An 18,771-nucleotide genomic window follows, 5' to 3' on the forward strand; every position below is an offset into this window, starting at 1 on the left:
TTGCTGCCTGCTGCACCCTCGTACTGTTGGCTGTAGGCGGTTGTGCCTGAGCACTGACGATATGGATTGGATGCTCCTCGCGGGTGGTTTGTCACCACGGGAACATGACAGCGGGAGTAATTCTGTGCGTCCACATCGTGGTGTGTCAATGTGTATGTGAATAACTTTTGTGGGATATCAACAGGTTGTTTCAACAACCTTAAAACTCATCCCAAAAAATGGGACAATCGCCGTATTTCCCGGTATTTCATTTGGTTCATACAAAAGTATTACGATTGGCGTCTTGCTCGACCAGAAGACGGATACCGGCGCTTGGATGACTTCGGTGGAACAGGCTTCTTCAACTGCGAGAACTCCGGAGGTGTTTGCTTCGGCATCACCTTCTGTCCGCGGGCTGCACGTCCAAGTGCAATCACTTCGCCGGGAGTCAGTTCACGATATTCTCCTGGTGGTACATCGAGTCGCAATGCACCATAGCCGATACGGCGAATCTTCTCGACGTGATGGCCGATCTCTTCAAACATTTTGCGGATCTGCCGGTTGCGTCCCTCTGTCAACGTCAGCTCGTACCAGGGATTATCGCCACCGCGCACCTGCTCGACTTTCGCAGGAGCCGTAATGACACGATCACGGCGACCGCTGCGAATTTCGTTCAACCGGCCGCGATCAATCATGATGCCACGGCGCAGCTGCTCGATCCCTTCAGCAGAAGGCACACCGGCAACCTTCACCAGATACGTCTTTTCCACTCCAGCGGCAGCCTTCGACAGCTTATTGGCCAGATCTCCGTCGTTGGTCATCAACAACAGACCTTCGGAGAGATAGTCCAACCTGCCTACTGGGTATAGACGAACGTAATCGCCATGTGGACCCTTCTTCTTTGCCATTAAATCCATGACGGTCGGGCGGTTCTCCGGATCGGAGAGCGTCGTCACATACCCGCGCGGCTTGTTGAGCATGTAATAGTGCTGCTGCTCGCGTCCATGGAGCAGCTTGCCGTCGACCCGAACGTGATCTCGGCTGATATCGGCGCGTGTGCCGAGCTCGGTGACGGTCTGTCCGTTCACCTGGACGCGGCCTTCCAGAATCAACTGCTCCGCCTTACGCCTACTGGCGATACCGGCCTGCGCAAGAATCTTTTGCAAACGCTCGCCTGCGGGAGCATCCGTATGTTCTGAAGATTTTGATTTAGAGGTGGGAGTATTTTTCGGCATGATCTGACCTTCTGACCGCGGAGCTGCTCATCGCGGTCTCTGATGTTTCAATAGTCAGTGTATCGGCTGGCGGCTTCCCGCGTATAGCCAGGCTTATTGCGTGCTGTAAAGCGTGATGATGAAAAAGACATGGTAGAGCAGCGCAGTTGTCAGTAGGACAACCTGAACACGCTTGTTGCTCGTCCACATTCCAGCCAGGCAGAGAGCAAGGTTGACGCCGATCCGAATCGGATATTCCATGCCGAAAGAGTGCAGATAACCTGCCCCTTTGAGGGCGGTGTCGATAACGTCGGCGACAAAGGTTATAGCCAGTATGGCGAAGAACCATCTGCGACGGGACAAAAAGTAGTCTTCATAGCCGGAATAATCCTTCAGATCCGAAGGAAAAAGCAGCGTGCAAAGGAAGTAGTACAGGATGGCATAAAGAATGACAAAGGAATAACGGGCAAAGTTCCACTGCGGCACTAAGGTGAGGCGAAACTCCCACCACCAGAAATGGATGATCCAGAGGAGCAGTGAAAAAGCCCAGCCAAGGTGCAGTATCGATACGCGTTCTCGTCGAGGGTGCTGCACGAAACGGGCAAATCCGCTGAGCAATGTAGTAATACACAGCCCTACGATGATTGAAATCACAACCCTTACATGCTGGTAGATGTCCTGATTGAGAACCGGATACCCTGGCTGCATGCAGATTTAGCCTCAGCGAGCTTATTCCTTCGATTCAGCGGAGTTGACCGTCACCACATTCTCTTCAGCGAGCGGACCTTCTTCCATGACATCCTCCGGCAACTCGTCATCCAGAGGATCATCCACAGGATCGGGGCTTCCGTCGGCTTGCGCCAGATGCGTGTGACGCTCCGGCTCAAGCTCTTCAGCCGATTCGGGAGCATGATGCTCTGCCTGCTCCGGCGCGCCAGCCTCCATCGGAATCTCTTCCTGCTCGGCCAGCTCGCCAGCCATCTTCTCGAACTCTTCGATCGAAGGCAGTTCGTTGATGTCCTTCAGTCCGAAGCGCAGCAGAAAGTCCTTGGTCGTCTTGTAGAGGATCGGCCTGCCAATCACTTGCTTGCGGCCAGCCGTGGTGACAAGCTTGCGGGTCATCAGACTGCCCAGAACGCCGCCCGAATCCACACCGCGAATCTCCGAGACCTCTGGTGCCGTAATGGGCTGCTTATAGGCCACGACCGCAAGCGTCTCCAATGCCTGCAGCGACAGCTTGAGCGGCGGCTTCAGCGACTTCACAAAGCCACGCACCGCATCGTGATACTCGGGCTTCGTCGCCAGCCGGTAGCCGCTTGCTACTTCGCGAATCTCAAGCCCGCGATCGCCATGAGCGTAGTCGGCGATCAATTGATCGAGCAACGAACGGAAGTACTCGCGCAAACGCCGAGCCTTCTCCTTCTCTTCCTTCGACTCGCGAGCTGTCTTCTTCTCTGCGTCTTCTTCCGGAGCAGCCTCAGGCTTTTCTGCTTCAGGCGCAATGGGCTCTGGCGTCTCCGCTACAGCATCAGCGGTTGCAGGCGATTCTTCGCCTAGCGCCTCTGCATTGAGAGACTCCTCGTCATCGGCCTCGGCAGCATCCCCCATTTCGCTATCGAGCGCAAGAGCCTGCTGCGCGGCCGCTAGCTGGTCCAGCTCGGCCTGTGCTTCTTGTCCAAGCAGCCCTATCAGCTGCGCGAGGGTTACCGGTTCTTCTGAGGCGTAGATGACGGCTTCGATCTTGGCTTTGAGACTCATTCCCCTTCGAGTGTATAAGAACGGACTCCGCGAAAATCAGGTGGAATCGAGCTTAATCAGCAGGGTTAGGGACGGGTTTTGCACAGCAGAAAGGCGTTGCAGCGTGAGAACTCCCACCGCTGCAACGCCTCTTTGTCCTGTCTTACTTCGCCAGCATATTGAACAGCCAGTACAGCACTCCCGAGAGCACCGCCGCCGCCGGCAGGGTGAAGACCCAGGCCAGAGCGATATCGCGCATCGTCGACATCTGGAGTCCGCTCTTGTTAGCTGCCATTGTGCCCGCTATACCCGAAGAGAGCACATGCGTTGTACTGACCGGTAAGCCGAAGTTATCCGCTGCCAGAATCGTGCACATCGCCACCAGCTCAGCCGACGCTCCCTGTGCATACGTAAGGTGCGTCTTGCCGATCTTTTCGCCGACCGTGACAACGATACGCTTCCAGCCCACCATCGTCCCCAGACCAAGAGCCAGCGCCACGGCCACCTTCACCCATGTCGGGATGAACTTGGTCGAGCGATCAAGGAAGCTCTTGTAGTTGGTAAATACCTTTTTGTCGTTATCAGAGATCTTCGGCCCGTACTTTGGCAGCAGCCTCATCGTCTCGCTCACCAGATACATTTGGTTGCGAACGTTGGATTGCATCTCCGAGGGAACCTTACCCAGCGAACCGTAACGAGTTACCTCGTTCTGGATATCATTGATCGTCTGCTGCAGCGCCAGCATGGTTCCTGACTGGAACTGATGCGTGGAGACGAAGTGCTCCAGCTCAGGCCCGGAATCAGCAATTACGGCATTTTTGTCGACATAGTTCGAGATCGCACCAGACGTCTGCTGCGAGATCGCAACAAAGGTCTGCACCTGCGATGTGCTGACGGCGTGGTTTAGCGCGTACGCCGTAGGAACCGTACCCACAAGGATGAGCATGATTAAACCCATGCCCTTCTGGCCGTCGTTCGAACCATGCGCGAAACTAACACCAGTGCAGGTCAACACCAGCAGCGCGCGGATGTAGAACGGTGGCGGTTCCGTCCCTTTTGGAGCCTCATACAGGCGGGGATCGCGGAGTGCCAGTTTGAAGAGGAAGAACAGCAGCGCAGCTCCCGCAAATCCAACCAACGGAGAGAAGAACAGCGCCTTGAAGACCTTTGTCACCTGCTCCCAATCCACACCGCTTACACCACTTGCACCATGCAGAATCTGGTTCGTGATGCCAACGCCAATGATCGAGCCGATCATCGTGTGCGAGCTCGAGGCCGGCAATCCGCGCCACCACGTAGCCAGGTTCCACAGGATGGCAGCAACCAGCAGCGCAAAGACCATCGCAAAGCCTGAGCCTTTACTGACCTTAAGAATCAGCTCAACCGGCAACAGGGTGATCACCGAATAAGCAACGGCTCCAGAGCTGGTAAGCACACCGATAAAATTCCAAAGCCCTGACCAGACAACGGCCGCATGCGGCTCAAGCGAGTGGGTATAAATTACCGTCGCGACAGCGTTGGCCGTATCGTGAAATCCATTCACGAACTCGAATCCAAGCGCAATCAACAGGGCGACACCGAGCAAAAAGTACGGAAAGATCGATGACGCGTGAACCGTTGAAAGATCACTGGATAACTGATTGAAGATGTAAAAAACGCCGCCAAGCAGCAGAATAAGAAAGATCACACCGCCGATCTTTCCCGGGGAAGATTTCTTTAGTTTTTCATCGAGGAGCGAGCCTTGGGGCAATGTTGCGGGAGTTGCCATATTTGGGTCACCTGCAGGTCTTTTCGCAAAGTTAAACTGGGGCCGGTGGAACCAATGTAGGCTCTGCCAGGCTTCTGCAGTGTTACAAGACCGTAAAGAAACTCAAAAGAAAATGCCCCTGTGTGATGCAGGGGCATTTTCAACCTCGGAATAGAGTTATTGGAATGTTTATTGCTGCAAAGCTACACGTCTCTTGAGAAACCAACAACATGCAAAAGCTCCTGTTGCAAACAGCAATAGGGTTGAAGGCTCGGGAATCGGCGGAGTTTCGGGCTTAATCGTCAAAGTAAACCCATCAAAATTGAATGTTCCCGTCAGAAATGTTGGGTCAGACGTTGGACCAGTAAACAAGACCGGACCTCTCTCGCGGACCCCATGCCCTTTGGCTCCGCCGCCAGCGGCTGCCGTAAAAAACTTCACCGGGATAGTCATTGGATCACCATCGACGATAAGCGGGATCTTTAGTTTGAAGAAGTCTGCCGTATACGCCTGCGGCGTGGGCGATGCGGGGAGCGAGGTTGTAATGATGCCGTAAGGTGTATTCGACGTAACGAAATCGTACGTCAGCGGATCAGCATGAGCCACTAGAGGAAGGGATAGAGTCGCGAACAGTAGTACGACAACACGTAACAGAGGACGCATAAGGGGCCCTTTCCGGAACAAATCCAGATGGTGGTATTTGTATTCGGCAGGAACAATCTCTCCTCAAGATGAGGATGGATTGAATGAAATGAAGTCTGCTTTCTCTGGGGTCAGCTGCTTGCTGCTGACTCTCTCAAAGGGCGGCTTTCAAGCCCAGTGACTTTTTCGCTTACTCATGGAAGACGCAAGCAGCAGCCTGCGCGTTGCCGCAAGAAAGTTGAATATTCCTTAAAAAACTTCCGCGCAACACGATTTCAAGAACTTAGCGCCAATCGTCGCGAGCCTGTTGCTGATCGGCAAAAACCTGATCGAAATTGTCTGTCTTCTTGATCAGGATGTCTCCTTGCTGAACAGGTTGATGCAGCAACACAGCCTGCAACCTTACCAACTCCAGCATCGCGAGGAACATGCAGATCAGAGCGCGCTCCGTATGCGTGTTGTGCAGAAGACGGCGGAGTGATACCGGCTTGTCTTCCATCACCAGGCGCTGCTTCACGTAGTTAATCATCTGCGCGACCGTGACCGATTCCTCATCGACATCCAGTACCGGACGTTTACGCATGCGGTCGAGGATGTCCTGAAACACACGCACCAGGTCTACCGTATCTGCGGCGATTTCGCGCTCTGACTCGGCATCCTCGCGGAACTCGCGAATCCCCGGATTCGTCCACGTGGCCTCTTCAATCTGCTGCTTCTGCAGCAGCATCTGCGCTGCAGCTTTGAAGCGCTCGTGCTCGAGCAGCCGTTCGACGAGTTCGCGACGTGGATCTTCTGCCTCGCCTCCTACAACATCGCTCGGATCACGGGGCAACAGCATTTTCGACTTGATGTGGATCAGCAGTGAAGCCGTATAGATGAATTCACCCGCTGCATCAACGTCGGTCTGCTGCAGCTTATGTGTGTATTCGAGAAACTGCTGTGTAATGCGAGCAATCGGAATGTCGTAGATATCGATGTTCTGCTTGCGGATAAGATCGAGCAGCAGGTCGAGCGGACCATCATAGACCTGTCCCACAATCACCGAGAAGGGAGACTGGGACGCCTCCTCTTTTTCCTTATCTTTGTCCTTGGCGTTACGCTTCGGCTCAGGCTGCGGCGCAGGCACAGGATGCTTCAGCGCGAAGGCTTCCTGATTTGCATCCACAGGCGTCGACTCGGATACCTGCTCGGGCTGCGATGCATGATCCACACGCGATTCGGATTCGGGATGAAGTGTTTCGTCTGCCATAAAATTTACTGAAGCCCCACTGCCCGGTTGACCTCGTTCATGGTGAGCGCTGCTCTTGCTGCGGCCTTCCGATTGCCGTCCTGAAGAATGCTCTTTACCTCATCGAGGTGCGATTCAAAGTATCTGCGCCGCTCCGCAATAGGTGCGATCTCCCGGACGATAGCATCTGCTACCCATCCTTTGCATTCGATGCAGCCTATGCCTGCGGTCGTACATCCCTCGCGAACCTTCTGCTGCGTTTCGGGCGTAGAAAAAACTTTATGTAAATCGAAGACAGGGCATACGTCGGGATTGCCCGGATCTTCGCGGCGCACACGCGCAGGATCGGTCACCATCGTCTTCAGCTTGGAGCGTATCGACGATTCGGAGTCGGAAAGCTCAATCGTATTTTTGTAGCTTTTGGACATTTTGCGGCCGTCGGTGCCTGGCAGTTTTGGCGACGGCGTCAGCAACACCTTCGGCTCGGGCAATACCTCGACACGTCCGAAGCCTGTGAGCTTCTTGGTCTGTTGCGCTGCGGAAAACAATTCGTGCGCGGTGAACGTGGTCTTGTTCTTATCGTCGGCAAGTTTTCGCGCCTTCTCTTCAATCGCCGGAAGCTCCCAGGGTCTTGCTTCAGGACTCAGGAAGAAATCGCCGGGATAGAACTGATTAAAGCGGCGAGCGACCTCGCGGGTAAGCTCGACATGCGCCTCCTGGTCTTGTCCCACGGGAACAAAACTGGGCTGATAAAGAAGGATGTCGGCGGACTGTAATAACGGATACCCGAGAAATCCGTACGTGGCGAGGTCCTTCTCTTTGAGCTGCTCCTGCTGGTCCTTGTAGGTCGGAACTCGTTCCAGCCAGCTCAGCGGCGTAATCATGCTCAGTAAAAGGTGAAGCTCAGCGTGCTGAGGAACCTGAGACTGCACGAAGATCGTCGACAGATTGGGGTCGAGACCAGCGGCGAGAAAATCGATTGCCACTTCCAGTGTGTCCTTCGCCAGCCTCGATGTGTCAGCGTAACCCGTCGTCAGCGCATGCCAGTCGGCGATGAAGAAATAACACTCATATTGGTGCTGCAGCTTCACCCAGTTGTAGAGCGCGCCCATATAGTTGCCGAGGTGCAACTTGCCGGTGGGACGCATGCCGCTGAGGACGCGCGGACGTGATGTGGTAACGGAGTTATCTGTCATTACGGTCAATACAAGATGATACGGGAATGCCGCCCCTTAGAGCACCGCCAGGAGGTTATCGAAGATGGAGAGGAGCGGCCCCAGAAAGATGCGGAAGATGAAGCCACCCGCAACCAACATAAATATCCACAGGGCAAAGACGCCCATGCGGTCATAGACCTGCAGCGCGCTATACGGCAAAAAGTGGCGCAGAATACGACTTCCGTCAAGCGGAGGAAACGGCACGAGGTTGAAGACGAACAGCAGCAGGTTGATCAGGATGATGAAATACAGCAGCAGCGCCAGCGGGAACAACGCCGGAAGATTCTCGGTCGAGACCGGCATGTGCATGGCGAGAGCCATCGCCGTAAATACAGATACGGCTCCTCCTGGCACGACATGCTTGATGATCAGCAGCAGGATCAGGGCCAGCGTAGCCAGCAGCAGATTGCTGATGGGTCCGGCAATCGTCACCAGGATGTCGTCGCGGCGATAGTTCTTGAAGTTGCGCGGCGTCACCGGCGTTGGTTTGGCCCAGCCAAGCAGCGGCCAATGGTAGACGAGCGCGACCAGCGGCATCAGCACCGAACCGAACGGATCGAGATGCTTCATGGGATTCAACGTTACGCGGCCCAACATGCGGGCTGTCGGATCTCCCAGCCGCCATGCTGTCCAGGCGTGAGCGCACTCGTGCACGCTGAAAGCCATGATCAGCGCCAGAACCTGCATGAGGATGAGAACGACTTCCTGATTCATACTCTTTTAGCTTACCGAATCTCAGTTCCCTGCCGGATCCTGGTCGGTTTTCTGCATCTTTGCCTTGGCGGGGATACCAACGGAGACGGTTCCCGCCGGCACAGGCTTCGTTGCCAGCCCAAACGCACCCAGCATGGCGTTTTCGCCCACGTTCGCGCCGGCAAGCACCGTTGCGTGGTAGGTGATGCGGGCGCGGGGACCGATCTCCGTGGGCTTATTGGTGACATCGGCCTGCACGTTGATGTTGTGCGTGTGCGAATAGATGTTGGCGTAATCGGAGACGCTGGAACCTTCGTGCAGGATGATCTCGCCGCGGTCGTCGAGCATGACGTTCTTGTGGATGGTGCAGTTGTCTTCGATCGTCAGGTTGTAGCCGAAGGTGAACTCGACGTTGTGAAAGATCTTCACGCCTTTGCCCATGTGCTTGAAGATGTGTTTCCCCAGCATGCAGCGGAACTTGAAGCCAAGCCAGTGGTTCAGCCCCAGCGGCGAGCGGTCGAACATCTGCCAGAACCAGATCAGCGGCTTGCGAACGGCATACTTTTCAGGATCGATGTCGCCGTAGTATTCCGGCTCCAGCGTGATGTTGCGCGGATCGAAGGACTCGGTCAGCACGTTGGTCGCAAGCTCGCTTGTCAGCAATGCATTCATGCGGCCACCGTGCTGTTTACCGAGATAGATCTGGTACAGCTCATCGCGCACGATGTCGGAGCGGCGGTCGGCTGACTGGTGCCGCGTGAACTCCTCGTTGAGGTTGGCGAGCCAGCGGCGGTAGATTGCCTCGGCCTCGGGAGTCGGCTTCAGTTCGCGATATTTGTACTCGGGCATTTTGTTTTCCTTTAAAGCAGGCTCACATTACTCAATCGCAAAGACAGCGTAGACGGTTGCTGAGCGTTCGATCTCACGCGGGTTGATGGCCAGCGGCTCGACCCTGTCCATTGCCATAGGAGCTGCTGCCTTGGCGTACATCACCGGGCGCGGGCCGGAAGGCTGTACCTCGTTGCTTGCGTACAGCAGCGAGCCCAGTTTGGCGTTCAGGCTTGCAGCCATCTGCTCGGCCTGCGCGCGAGCCCGCTTCAGGGCCTTGGCGGCGGCTTCGGCGTCGGGCGTGTTCTCGTCCTTCATGCTCCAGTCGATCGAGCCTGACTGGTTGGCTCCGGCCTTCACGGCAACGTCGAGTAGCTTCGCGGCATCATTCGCTGCCGTCTTCACGGTCCAGCTCTGCGTTACCTGGAACTGACGCTGCGCCTTCTGCGCCTCGGTCAATTTGTCGAGCTGGTAGTTCTGCACAGGCGCAAGCTGCTGGTTCTCGCTCTGGATTGCGTCGTTGGGAACGCCCGCCGCGACGAGCGCCTTGACGATGGCGTTCGAGGTGCGAGAACCGCTGGCGTAAGCAGTATTCGAGTCCGGACCGTAAGCGATGAAGCCGATGTGCAGGGTTGCCTGATCGGCCATCAGCGTGACCTTGTCGGTCGCCGTGATTGCAATCGTGCGATTGTCCCGGTTGACCTGGATCGTCTGCGCGATGCATGTTGAAGTCAGCGCTGCAAGCGCTGCGACGAAAACTCCGGACCGAAATTTATTCATGCCTCTTCTCCTGTACGGCCGATCAGATCGGCCAGGGTTTCCTTGTGTTTTGGCTTATCGGTGCGCTTCTGCTTCGGGTCTGGAATCACCCGTTCGGCAGGCGGCGTTCCGACGCGGTCACGCGCGTTCGACTTGACGGCTTTGACTGCGGAAAAAACCTGCTTCTTCGCCTTGCTCATCTCTGTGACTCCTCAGGCAGTCTTGCATGGCGCAGCCAGGCCCTCTGCGATTATGCAATACTTTGATCGCAGCGTCTGGTCGTTGCCGGATGCTGCGAAGTGGTGTGGACGGCAAAACCATCGCGCACCCTTCGACGAGGTGCGGAGAAATGGAAGAGCGCGATTTTTTTGATGAGCGTGCGGAGCAGCGGACTCACGCAATGACCTGCCCACACTGCGGCCAGCAGGCTGAGTATGAGCTGAGCTGGGTGGTGCGCCGCAAGAAAGCGCAGCTTCCGCGTGGAGCCGACGATCGCGATCGCGCACGCTTTGCCAAGGCACAAAGCTACATGGTGCGACGCGACGATATGGTGGGCTGCAAGAACGTTCGTTGCAGAAAACGCTTCGAGGTCGTGGGCATCCAGTCGGTCGCGTTCATTTAGCCCCCCTCCCCCCCCTTGTTCTTGCGCCAAATCATTTTGATTCAATGATTTATACGATTTGCACAGGGTAAAATATTCAAAACATACGACTTAAGTACAAAAATATTGATTCGAAACGAGTTAGCCCCGGCACTTTGGCCGGGGCTTTTGCTTTGATCTGTTTAAAGTCTAGCAGGGAGCCGCAAACTAATCGGCAGATTTTATGCACTCTATTTGATTTGGAATGAGGTAGTTGCAATTTTTGGGGACTTGACAGGATTTTCGTTCCGGCTGCCACTTTACGAATGAATGGTTATTCAGTTATGCTTTCGCCGCTGGACGGAGGTTGGTTTCGCCTGCAGGTTGGCCGGTAATCGTTGCGCACAGAAGGCTATGGTTTAATGAGAGCGGAAGCTGATGCTCCTCATAGAAGAATCAGCACTTCGAACCCGGAAGATTACGCAGGAGAAATAAAGATCCATGGCGAATACGCTGCTGCCCATCGACGAACGTAACCTGAGCCCTGACGAGGTTGAGCTGCTGGACAAGCGGCGTCGTCGCGGCCAGCTTTTCCTGGTAGTTGGCTTCCAGTGCCTCATCGTGTTTACGCTGGTGACACTGTGGGCTGGCCAGGACTTCACGCTCTCGCCGGGCTGGGCACATCCCATGGTGTATTGGGACGCGATCACAGGTGCACTTGCGGTGATCTTCCTGCTGACAGGCATCCGTCTGCGCCGTGGCACAAACGAGTTCATCAGCTACTAAGCTGCTGAGTCGCTCGGGCGGCCCCGGAAGATGATTCGAAAGAGCGGCGACGGTTGATACCGTCGTTCGCGGACAGGTTCGGATGGTTGGAGAGGCGCTTGGAGTGACGGCAGGTACCCGTGGCTTTGCGGGAACCTTTCTTTTTTTTCAACAACAGGGATTGCATCTTTCAGCAACGCTGGCCGAGCCGGAGCACTTCTCCATGCTTGAGTCGGCGTTGCTTGTCGTTTGCGTGCTTGCCTCGGCAGGACTTTTTTTCTGGCGCTTCGGGCCGATCCTGCGCAATATTCTGCGGTCGAAGAAGGATGCTGATTTTTCGCTGAGCCCGATCGGGCGGCGCGTGTGGGATTTCTTCTGGGAGGTCCTCTGCCAGGGCAAGGTGATTCGTCAGCGACCGTTGCCCGGACTTGCGCATGCTTTTGTGTTCTGGGGATTTCTTGCGTTTGCGCTGGTGAGCCTGAACCACATGGCGAACGGGCTAGGACTGGGCTTTCTTCCTCCTACCAGTCTTGTGGGGCGCTTCTACTTCATATTTGCCGCGGTGTGGGCGTTGCTTGTGGCGGTATCGATTGCAGGATTGTTCGTCCGGCGATTTTTTGTGCGGCCCGTGTGGCTGGGCACGAAGGTCTCGTATGAGTCGGGCTTTATCGCCTTCCTCATCTTCGTGCTGATGGTGACTTATCTTGGAGCGTTCTTCGTCGATGATGGCGGGAGCACAGTCAAGGCATTGTGGTGGCTGCACACGCTGGCGCTGCTGATCTTTCTGCCGCTCATTCCGCATACGAAGCATCTGCACCTTGTGCTGTCGCCGATCACGGTCTTCTTCAAACGAGATGGGTTTGCGAAGATTCCTCCGCTGACGGGCGATGAGGATTTCGGACTGGTTGCGGGTAAGGATGTGACGCAGCTGATTTCGCTACAGACATACAGCTGCGTGGAGTGCGGACGCTGCACGGAGCACTGCCCTGCAGCCACGACCGGCAAGGTGCTTAATCCGAAAGAGATTGTGCTGGGGATGCGGAGCTATCTGAACGAGTTTGGTCCGGCGTCGGAGGTGGCGCTGCTTGCAGAGAGCCGTACGCCTGCGCCGACCGATCCGCACCAGCGGCTGCTGAGCATGGAGGCTGCGTTTGAGTGCACGACATGCGGAAGCTGCGAGTATCAGTGTCCGGTAGGAATTCAACATGTGCCGATCATCGTGGGTCTGCGGCGGGGCGCGACCAACACGGGCGCGTGGGAGGACGACTACGGGACGAAGCTCTTTCTCGCGCTCGAGAAGAACGGCAATGCGCTGGGGCTGAGCGCGATGGAGCGCGACAAGTTTATCCAGAAGCAGCAGTTTCCGATCTTCGACGGCACGCAGGAGTATTGCCTGTGGCTGGGCTGCATGGGCGGATACGATCCAAAGGGACGCGAGATCATCGCCGACTTCGCGCGCGTGATGCAGCATCTGGGTACGAGCTTTGGCGTGTTGAAGAAGGAGAAGTGCACGGGCGATCCGGCGCGGCGGCTGGGCAACGATCTTGTCTTTCAGACGCTGGCGGAGAACGGGCTGAAGGCTTTTGAGACGGCGAAAGTACAGAAGATCGTCGCGATCTGTCCGCATTGCGTTCGCACGATTGCGAATGACTGGCGTGAGTTTGGAGTGGCTCCGGAGATCGAGCATCACTCGGAGTTCATGGCGCGGCATAAGGACCGCTTACCCAAGCAGAGCGGCGAGAGCATTGTCTATCACGATCCGTGCTATCTGGGGCGTTATCAGGATATCTATGCGGAGCCGCGCGAGGTGGTGGAGCAGGCCGGCACATTGGTGGAGGCGCCTCGTTCGCATGAACGCAGCTTCTGCTGCGGTGCGGGGGGCGGGCTGGCCTTTCTGGGTGAAGAGCAGGGCGAGCGGGTGAGCCATGTTCGCGCGAAGGAGCTGGCAGGCACGGGCGCGAAGGTGGTGGGCACGGCATGTCCGTTCTGCAATACGATGTTTCGCGATGCGCTGACAGCGGTGAGCGATGCTCCGCCGCAGCTGTTGGACATCGCACAACTGACGGCGCGGGCGTTGCCTGCAATGGAGCAAAAGGAAGCTGGAGGAGTGCAGTGAAGATTGTTGTAGCGATCAAACAGGTGCCGGAGAGAGACGCGCAGATTCGCGTTGCTGCGGACGGCAAGTGGATTGAAGAGGACGACCTGAACTACACCATCAACGAGCCGGACGCCTATGCGCTGGAAGAGGCGTTGCAGTTGAAGGAGAAGAACGGCACGGGCGAAGTGATCGTGGTATGCGCCGGGCCGGAACGCGTGCAGACGACGCTGCGCGAGGCTCTTGCCAAGGGTGCTGACCGCGCGATTCACATCGAGGCAGATGATCTGGGCTCGCGTGACACGCTCGGCGTTGCGCAGATTCTGGCGGATGCGGTGAAGGCAGAGTCTCCTGATCTGATTTTGACGGGCCTGCAGTCGGACGATCTTGGCCTGGGGCAGACCGGCGTTGTGCTGGCCGAGCTGCTTGGCATTCCGCACGCGACCATCATCATGCAGGTTGAGACGACGGGCGCGGGTCTGAAGGTGAAGCGCGAGCTGGAGGATGGCTGGTTCCAGCATGTCGAGATGCCTTTGCCAGCACTGCTGACGATTCAATCGGGTGGCAACAAGCTACGCTATGCGACGCTGATGGGCATCAAGAAGGCGAAGACGAAGGAGCTGAAGACGGTGGGCGCTGCGGCGGCTACGGCGAGTCCGGCGATTGCGCTGGAGCGTGTGTATCTGCCGGAGAAGCAGAAGAAGACGGAGATGCTGACGGGCTCGCCGGATCAGGTGGCGGCGCAGATTGTCGAGAAGCTGAAGTTTGAGGTGAGGGTGATATGAGCGGAGTTCTGGTTGTACTGGAGCAGCGCGGAGGCGCGTGGAATTCGATGAGCTTTGAGGCTCTCGAAGCAGGAATGCAGCTTGCCGCGAAGCTGGGGACGGAGTGCTCGGCCGCAGTGGTTGGCGACGGGGTTCAGTCATTGCAGTGGACAACGGCCGCGAAGCCAAAGGCTGTCTATGCGGTTGAACATGCGCTGCTGAAGGATTACACGTCGGATGGATTCACGACGGCGCTTGAGCAGTTGATTCGGAAGCTTGATCCGGCGTTTGTTCTATTTCCGCATACGTACCAGGTGCGCGATTTTGCTCCTGCTCTGGCGACGCGGTTTAAGCAGGTGCTGATCAGCGATGTGATAGCCATTCATGAGGGGCCGGTCTTTGTGCGTCAGTTGCTGCAGGGCAAGTTGAACGCGGATTACAGGCAGACGTCGAGCGGGCCGTGCTTTGTTTCGGTACAGGCAGGAAGTTTTCGCGCTGAGGCCGCGGATGCCTCCGCGATTGCGATGGAGGGTTTTGCTCCGGAACTGGATGCGGCGAAGATCCGCAACAAGCCGGGCGAGCGGTTCCGTGAATCGGCACAGACGGTTGACCTGACGGCGGCCCCGGTCATTGTCTCGGTCGGGCGCGGTATCGGCGAACAGGACAATATCGGCATCGTCGAAGAGCTGGCTACGGCGCTGGGGGCGGAACTTGCGGCGTCGCGTCCTATCTGCGACAACGGCTGGCTGCCGATGGAACGCCAGGTCGGCAGCTCAGGACAGACGGTTTCGCCGAAGCTGTATCTCGCAGTCGGTATCTCGGGTGCGATTCAACACCTGGTTGGGATGAAGGGTTCGAAAACCGTGATCGCGATCAACAAGGATGAGAATGCACCGATCTTTGAGGTTGCCGATTACGGCGTTGTCGGCGATCTCTTTGAGATTGTTCCTGCTTTGACCAAAGCGGTGCAGGCGGCAAAGAGCTAAGTCGGACTGTTTCATTTGACGGGAAGAGCGACGTCTGTTGGCGTCGCTCTTCTGTTTCAGCGCAAGTCATTTGCCAGACATCTATACTCGTAGCTGTTAGTAGATCGTGGTGCAGATGGCAACGACGAACCAACTTGTGACGGTTGAAGACGATCGCACATCGCAGCAGCCGGATCCTCCGCAGGGACGGTTGCGGGACAGCTTTGGCCGCGCCATTACGGATCTGCGCGTATCGATCACGGACCGCTGCAACTACAAATGCGTCTACTGTCGGACAGGAAACGAAGGTCCGCAGTATACAGAGCTTCCCATTGAGACCTATCTGCACATGGTGCGCCTGCTTGTTTCGCTGGGCATCGAGAAGATTCGTCTGACGGGCGGCGAGCCTCTGCTGCGCAAGGGCCTGGTCGAGATGGTTCGGGAGCTTTCGACCATGCGGACTGCCTATCTTTCAGATGGAAGCCTGACGGATGCTGGCCATCCATTGGATGTTGCGCTCACGACGAATGGGCATCTGCTGGAAGACCTGGCGTTGCCGCTGAAGGAAGCCGGGCTGAACCGCATCACGGTCAGCATGGATGCCGTCGATCCGGAGACCTTCTCCGCGATCACACGCGTACCACGGAGCTTCGATCGCGTTACGGCGGGCATACGGCGAGCGAAAGAGGTTGGGCTGGAACCGGTCAAGGTCAACTGCGTTTTACTGCGTGGCTTCAACGATCATCAGATCGAACGCTTCGCAGAATTTTCGCGCAATGAAGGTGTGATCGTACGCTTTATCGAGTTCATGCCTCTTGAGGAAGATCGCAGCTGGAAGCCGGAGACCGTGGTTCCGATGGACGAGCTGGTCGCTCGCCTGAATGCTTTCCGCCCGCTGGTCGAGCTTCCTGCAAACACCGTAAGTGAAACAGCGCGCAGATTTACCTTCGACGATGGGCTGGGAGAGATCGGGATTATTGCACCCGTTTCGCGTCCGTTCTGCGGACATTGCAGCCGCATTCGCCTGACCTCCGACGGCAAGATGCGCACATGCCTGTTCTCGCAGAGCGATCACGACCTATATGGACGGATGGTACGCGGTGAAACAGATGACATGCTGCGGATGTATATCCGTAGTATCGTCTTACGGAAGGAAGCAAGGCACCATATCGGAGAAGCAGGATTTGAAAAGCCCTCTCGCAATATGGTCCATATTGGTGGATGAAACAGGTCTCAGCAGTTGACCTGGAGTATCAAAGCTCAAGACCCTTTTTGTATTACTGCCGTCGTTCGGGATCTACTCAAGAATCTCATTGCGCTCTAAACCTGTAAGGATCTGTGCTTGAAAGAACGAAGACAGTTCGAAGTTATTGAAAGCCGACAGATGGATCACCTGCGGGTGTTCCATGATGTCGCCCGGGCCCTCACGTCGAGTCTTGAGCTTGAAGAGATTCTTAGCGCCATTATGGAAAAGATGGCGCAGTTCTTCGGCCCGGAGCGCTGGTCCATGCTCATGGTCGACGAAAAGAACAATCAGCTGTACTACGCCATTGCGGTTGGCGAGAACGCCGACAGTCTGCGCGGTTTGCGCGTGCCGATAGGTGAAGGCGTCGCAGGCTGGGTTGCGGCTACTGGAAATCCGCTGGTCGTTCCTGACGTCAAGCTTGATCCGCACTGGGCTGCCTTCTCTGCCAAGCATCCTGATCTGAATATTCAGTCCATTGCCTGCGTTCCGGTGCGTTCGGGAAATAAGACACTGGGCGTGATCCAGCTGCTGAACAGCAAGCTGGACCTGATGTCGGAGTACTCGATATCGTTTCTGCGCATCCTCTGCGACTATGCAGCGATCGCGATCCAGAATGCCAAGTCCATGACGTTGATTCAGGAGCTGACGATTACCGACGATGCTACGGGATTGTTTAATGCACGTCATCTTTACACCATGCTCGACGAGGCCGTAGCCAAGCGAGATCCATTCAGTCTGCTGTTTATCGATTTGGACCGTTTCAAGAGCGTCAACGATACACACGGCCACCTTATTGGCACTCGCCTGCTGGCTGAAGTTGGTAACCTGATGCGGCGTTCCCTGGGGCCAGGGAACGCCGCGTTTCGCTATGGCGGCGATGAGTTTGTGGCATTGCTTCCCGGCATGGGCAAGGCAGCAGCGACTGGAGCCACCGTCGCGCTGTATGAAGATCTTCGCAAGACAAGATTCCTCGAAAGCAACGGGCTTTCGTTATGCCTTTCGGGCAGCTTTGGTCTTGCTACATTCCCCGAAGATGGAAACACGGTTCCAACGATTTTGCGCGCGGCCGATTCGATGATGTACGAAGCCAAGACCACGCGCGACAATATTGCGGTCGTCGGCCGCGGCATCCTGATGGATCGGCCAAAATCGACGGATTCACGTACACGCTAGCTATTGATCGGGCCGGCGAGGCGACAGCGCGAAGGGCCGCTTCGGTTGCGGAAGAATCGCATCGCGATTGGCCGGCGCAGTCGGGTGAATACCGAAATCCCATACACCGAGGTTCACCTCGCGATCGGAGAGAACCTCCATCAACGCGTATTCGCCGAAGATAAGCGATTGCTTTGGCGTGATCTTCATCCAATGGCCGCCGGGAAGAATTTCCGTTGTTGTCTCGACAAGATCTTCGTCCTGCTTGACTCCTCCCAATGCGCTGATCTTGAACGATGCCACGATGCGTGATCCGGTACGCACATCGGCACGAACAATTACATATCTGCTGGCGGTTGGATCGCTATACGGGTCTTTGATCGCGGTGGAGGCACCGTGCGTATCGACCGTCAGAGGCGTACTGCCGTTGGGAACAACGGCTGCGTCTCCAATGCGGATATAAATTACGGGCTGATCGATGTGCAGCTGCACCATCGATCGCTCTCCCTTTAATTGCACCAACTGGTGCGAGCTGGAGAGCGGATTGATGGCGGCCTTCAGGATGTTATGTCCTGTATTGTGGTTCAGCTCGCCATCGGATTGAGGCAGGGGCACGAGCTGTGGCTGTCCGCGATAGGTGTCGAGCGCGAGTACATTATCCAGCTCCGGCAGGCGCAAATCGGTAGCGACCTCGGGTGTCAACGAGGCACGATCCGCCTCTTCCTTTAACAGCTCAGGATCGATGCCAGGCACAGATCCTGGTTCCTGCGCATCGGCGCCGGAGCGTGCTGTGTGCTGTTGCTCCCATTTTTTGGTTGCGTCGAAATCCACGAGGGCGGCAGGTATCTCCTCCTGCGCTCCCCCACGCTCGGCAGAGACATAACGGACACGGTCGCCGACCAGCTGCCAGCTCATGACGATCTGGTAGCTTCCGTCTTTCAAAATCAATCGCGTGCGATGTGGTGCGGCGGAATCGCTGGAAGCAAGCGGCCTTTGTTGCCATCCCTCGGCTGCGTACCCTGCAAAAGTTGCTGAGCCCGCATGAGATGCGCAGGCAAATAACAGGAAAATAAGGGAAAACTTTCCGGGCATGTGATTCGTCTTACTCATAGATCCTGACCTTCACAGTGTAGTCCCAGCACCCGGTTTGACGTTTCGGC

19 protein-coding genes are annotated in these 18,771 nt (G+C 56.3%); 7 read left to right on the forward strand and 12 right to left on the reverse strand.

The window, feature by feature from the left end; genetic code table 11:
- Positions 1-269: 269 nt before the first annotated feature.
- The 11 genes from KFE13_RS06140 to KFE13_RS06190 form a co-directional block, all read right to left on the reverse strand.
- The gene (locus tag KFE13_RS06140) at positions 270-1,214 is read right to left on the reverse strand and encodes a pseudouridine synthase (RefSeq protein ID WP_260706284.1); all 945 of its coding nucleotides are present in this window, start codon (positions 1,212-1,214) and stop codon (positions 270-272) included.
- 93 nt (positions 1,215-1,307) lie between these two features.
- Positions 1,308-1,901, reverse strand: a complete 594-nt coding sequence (locus KFE13_RS06145; protein WP_260706285.1) for a hypothetical protein — start codon at positions 1,899-1,901, stop codon at positions 1,308-1,310.
- Positions 1,902-1,922: 21 nt separating this feature from the next.
- Positions 1,923-2,951, reverse strand: a complete 1,029-nt coding sequence (scpB, locus tag KFE13_RS06150) for an SMC-Scp complex subunit ScpB (protein ID WP_260706286.1) — start codon at positions 2,949-2,951, stop codon at positions 1,923-1,925.
- Between the two features lie 142 nt (positions 2,952-3,093).
- Positions 3,094-4,698, reverse strand: coding sequence for an inorganic phosphate transporter (locus KFE13_RS06155; RefSeq protein ID WP_260706287.1), 1,605 nt, complete (start codon positions 4,696-4,698; stop codon positions 3,094-3,096).
- 168 nt (positions 4,699-4,866) lie between these two features.
- Entirely contained in the window at positions 4,867-5,340 is a 474-nt protein-coding gene (locus KFE13_RS06160; RefSeq protein ID WP_260706288.1) for a PEP-CTERM sorting domain-containing protein, read from the reverse strand.
- A gap of 262 nt (positions 5,341-5,602) precedes the next feature.
- Entirely contained in the window at positions 5,603-6,568 is a 966-nt protein-coding gene (locus tag KFE13_RS06165; RefSeq protein ID WP_260706289.1) for a segregation and condensation protein A, read from the reverse strand.
- A gap of 5 nt (positions 6,569-6,573) precedes the next feature.
- Positions 6,574-7,743, reverse strand: coding sequence for a tryptophan--tRNA ligase (gene trpS, locus KFE13_RS06170; RefSeq protein ID WP_260706290.1), 1,170 nt, complete (start codon positions 7,741-7,743; stop codon positions 6,574-6,576).
- 36 nt (positions 7,744-7,779) lie between these two features.
- Positions 7,780-8,478 (reverse strand): site-2 protease family protein, encoded by a 699-nt coding sequence (locus KFE13_RS06175; protein WP_260706291.1) that lies wholly within the window; start codon positions 8,476-8,478, stop codon positions 7,780-7,782.
- A gap of 21 nt (positions 8,479-8,499) precedes the next feature.
- On the reverse strand, positions 8,500-9,306 hold the full coding sequence (locus KFE13_RS06180) for an acyltransferase (RefSeq protein ID WP_260706292.1): 807 nt from the start codon (positions 9,304-9,306) through the stop codon (positions 8,500-8,502).
- 27 nt (positions 9,307-9,333) lie between these two features.
- Positions 9,334-10,065: an SIMPL domain-containing protein gene (locus KFE13_RS06185; RefSeq protein ID WP_260706293.1), complete on the reverse strand. Its 732-nt coding sequence runs from the start codon at positions 10,063-10,065 to the stop codon at positions 9,334-9,336.
- On the reverse strand, positions 10,062-10,244 hold the full coding sequence (locus tag KFE13_RS06190) for a hypothetical protein (protein ID WP_260706294.1): 183 nt from the start codon (positions 10,242-10,244) through the stop codon (positions 10,062-10,064). Before KFE13_RS06190 ends, KFE13_RS06185 begins: the two co-directional genes overlap by 4 nt.
- A 149-nt stretch (positions 10,245-10,393) precedes the next feature.
- Between KFE13_RS06190 and KFE13_RS06195 the strand changes: the two genes are divergently transcribed.
- The 7 genes from KFE13_RS06195 (at position 10,394) to KFE13_RS06225 (ending at position 17,632) form a co-directional block, all read left to right on the forward strand.
- Positions 10,394-10,666 carry a hypothetical protein gene (locus KFE13_RS06195; protein ID WP_260706295.1) on the forward strand — a complete coding sequence of 91 codons (273 nt, stop codon included), beginning with the start codon at positions 10,394-10,396 and terminating at the stop codon, positions 10,664-10,666.
- A 459-nt stretch (positions 10,667-11,125) separates the two neighbouring features.
- On the forward strand, positions 11,126-11,410 hold the full coding sequence (locus tag KFE13_RS06200) for a hypothetical protein (RefSeq protein ID WP_260706296.1): 285 nt from the start codon (positions 11,126-11,128) through the stop codon (positions 11,408-11,410).
- 103 nt (positions 11,411-11,513) lie between these two features.
- Positions 11,514-13,505 (forward strand): (Fe-S)-binding protein, encoded by a 1,992-nt coding sequence (locus KFE13_RS06205; RefSeq protein WP_260706297.1) that lies wholly within the window; start codon positions 11,514-11,516, stop codon positions 13,503-13,505.
- A complete protein-coding gene (locus KFE13_RS06210) occupies positions 13,502-14,269 on the forward strand; it encodes an electron transfer flavoprotein subunit beta/FixA family protein (RefSeq protein ID WP_260706298.1) in 768 nt (255 codons plus the stop codon). The genes KFE13_RS06205 and KFE13_RS06210 overlap by 4 nt, the downstream gene beginning before the upstream one ends.
- Entirely contained in the window at positions 14,266-15,234 is a 969-nt protein-coding gene (locus KFE13_RS06215; RefSeq protein ID WP_260706299.1) for an electron transfer flavoprotein subunit alpha/FixB family protein, read from the forward strand. The genes KFE13_RS06210 and KFE13_RS06215 overlap by 4 nt, the downstream gene beginning before the upstream one ends.
- Positions 15,235-15,349: 115 nt before the next feature.
- Positions 15,350-16,438, forward strand: coding sequence for a GTP 3',8-cyclase MoaA (gene moaA, locus KFE13_RS06220; RefSeq protein WP_260706300.1), 1,089 nt, complete (start codon positions 15,350-15,352; stop codon positions 16,436-16,438).
- 117 nt (positions 16,439-16,555) lie between these two features.
- The gene (locus tag KFE13_RS06225) at positions 16,556-17,632 is read left to right on the forward strand and encodes a GGDEF domain-containing protein (RefSeq protein ID WP_260706301.1); all 1,077 of its coding nucleotides are present in this window, start codon (positions 16,556-16,558) and stop codon (positions 17,630-17,632) included.
- Here the strand turns inward: KFE13_RS06225 and KFE13_RS06230 are convergent, their stop codons facing one another.
- Positions 17,633-18,721, reverse strand: a complete 1,089-nt coding sequence (locus KFE13_RS06230; protein ID WP_260706302.1) for a hypothetical protein — start codon at positions 18,719-18,721, stop codon at positions 17,633-17,635. It lies immediately after the preceding gene.
- Positions 18,722-18,771 lie beyond the last annotated feature (50 nt).

Origin of the sequence: Edaphobacter flagellatus (assembly GCF_025264665.1) — a bacterium.
GTDB lineage: Bacteria > Acidobacteriota > Terriglobia > Terriglobales > Acidobacteriaceae > Edaphobacter > Edaphobacter flagellatus.

Excerpts from the sequence above, each read along its gene's own strand:
- KFE13_RS06140 (WP_260706284.1), bottom strand. The coding sequence starts at position 1,214 with ATGCCGAAAAATACTCCCACCTCTAAATCAAAATCTTCAGAACATACG.
- KFE13_RS06145 (WP_260706285.1), bottom strand. The coding sequence starts at position 1,901 with ATGCAGCCAGGGTATCCGGTTCTCAATCAGGACATCTACCAGCATGTA.
- scpB (WP_260706286.1), bottom strand. The coding sequence starts at position 2,951 with ATGAGTCTCAAAGCCAAGATCGAAGCCGTCATCTACGCCTCAGAAGAA.
- KFE13_RS06155 (WP_260706287.1), bottom strand. The coding sequence starts at position 4,698 with ATGGCAACTCCCGCAACATTGCCCCAAGGCTCGCTCCTCGATGAAAAA.
- KFE13_RS06160 (WP_260706288.1), bottom strand. The coding sequence starts at position 5,340 with ATGCGTCCTCTGTTACGTGTTGTCGTACTACTGTTCGCGACTCTATCC.
- KFE13_RS06165 (WP_260706289.1), bottom strand. The coding sequence starts at position 6,568 with ATGGCAGACGAAACACTTCATCCCGAATCCGAATCGCGTGTGGATCAT.
- trpS (WP_260706290.1), bottom strand. The coding sequence starts at position 7,743 with ATGACAGATAACTCCGTTACCACATCACGTCCGCGCGTCCTCAGCGGC.
- KFE13_RS06175 (WP_260706291.1), bottom strand. The coding sequence starts at position 8,478 with ATGAATCAGGAAGTCGTTCTCATCCTCATGCAGGTTCTGGCGCTGATC.
- KFE13_RS06180 (WP_260706292.1), bottom strand. The coding sequence starts at position 9,306 with ATGCCCGAGTACAAATATCGCGAACTGAAGCCGACTCCCGAGGCCGAG.
- KFE13_RS06185 (WP_260706293.1), bottom strand. The coding sequence starts at position 10,065 with ATGAATAAATTTCGGTCCGGAGTTTTCGTCGCAGCGCTTGCAGCGCTG.
- KFE13_RS06190 (WP_260706294.1), bottom strand. The coding sequence starts at position 10,244 with ATGAGCAAGGCGAAGAAGCAGGTTTTTTCCGCAGTCAAAGCCGTCAAG.
- KFE13_RS06195 (WP_260706295.1), top strand. The coding sequence starts at position 10,394 with ATGGAAGAGCGCGATTTTTTTGATGAGCGTGCGGAGCAGCGGACTCAC.
- KFE13_RS06200 (WP_260706296.1), top strand. The coding sequence starts at position 11,126 with ATGGCGAATACGCTGCTGCCCATCGACGAACGTAACCTGAGCCCTGAC.
- KFE13_RS06215 (WP_260706299.1), top strand. The coding sequence starts at position 14,266 with ATGAGCGGAGTTCTGGTTGTACTGGAGCAGCGCGGAGGCGCGTGGAAT.
- moaA (WP_260706300.1), top strand. The coding sequence starts at position 15,350 with ATGGCAACGACGAACCAACTTGTGACGGTTGAAGACGATCGCACATCG.
- KFE13_RS06230 (WP_260706302.1), bottom strand. The coding sequence starts at position 18,721 with ATGAGTAAGACGAATCACATGCCCGGAAAGTTTTCCCTTATTTTCCTG.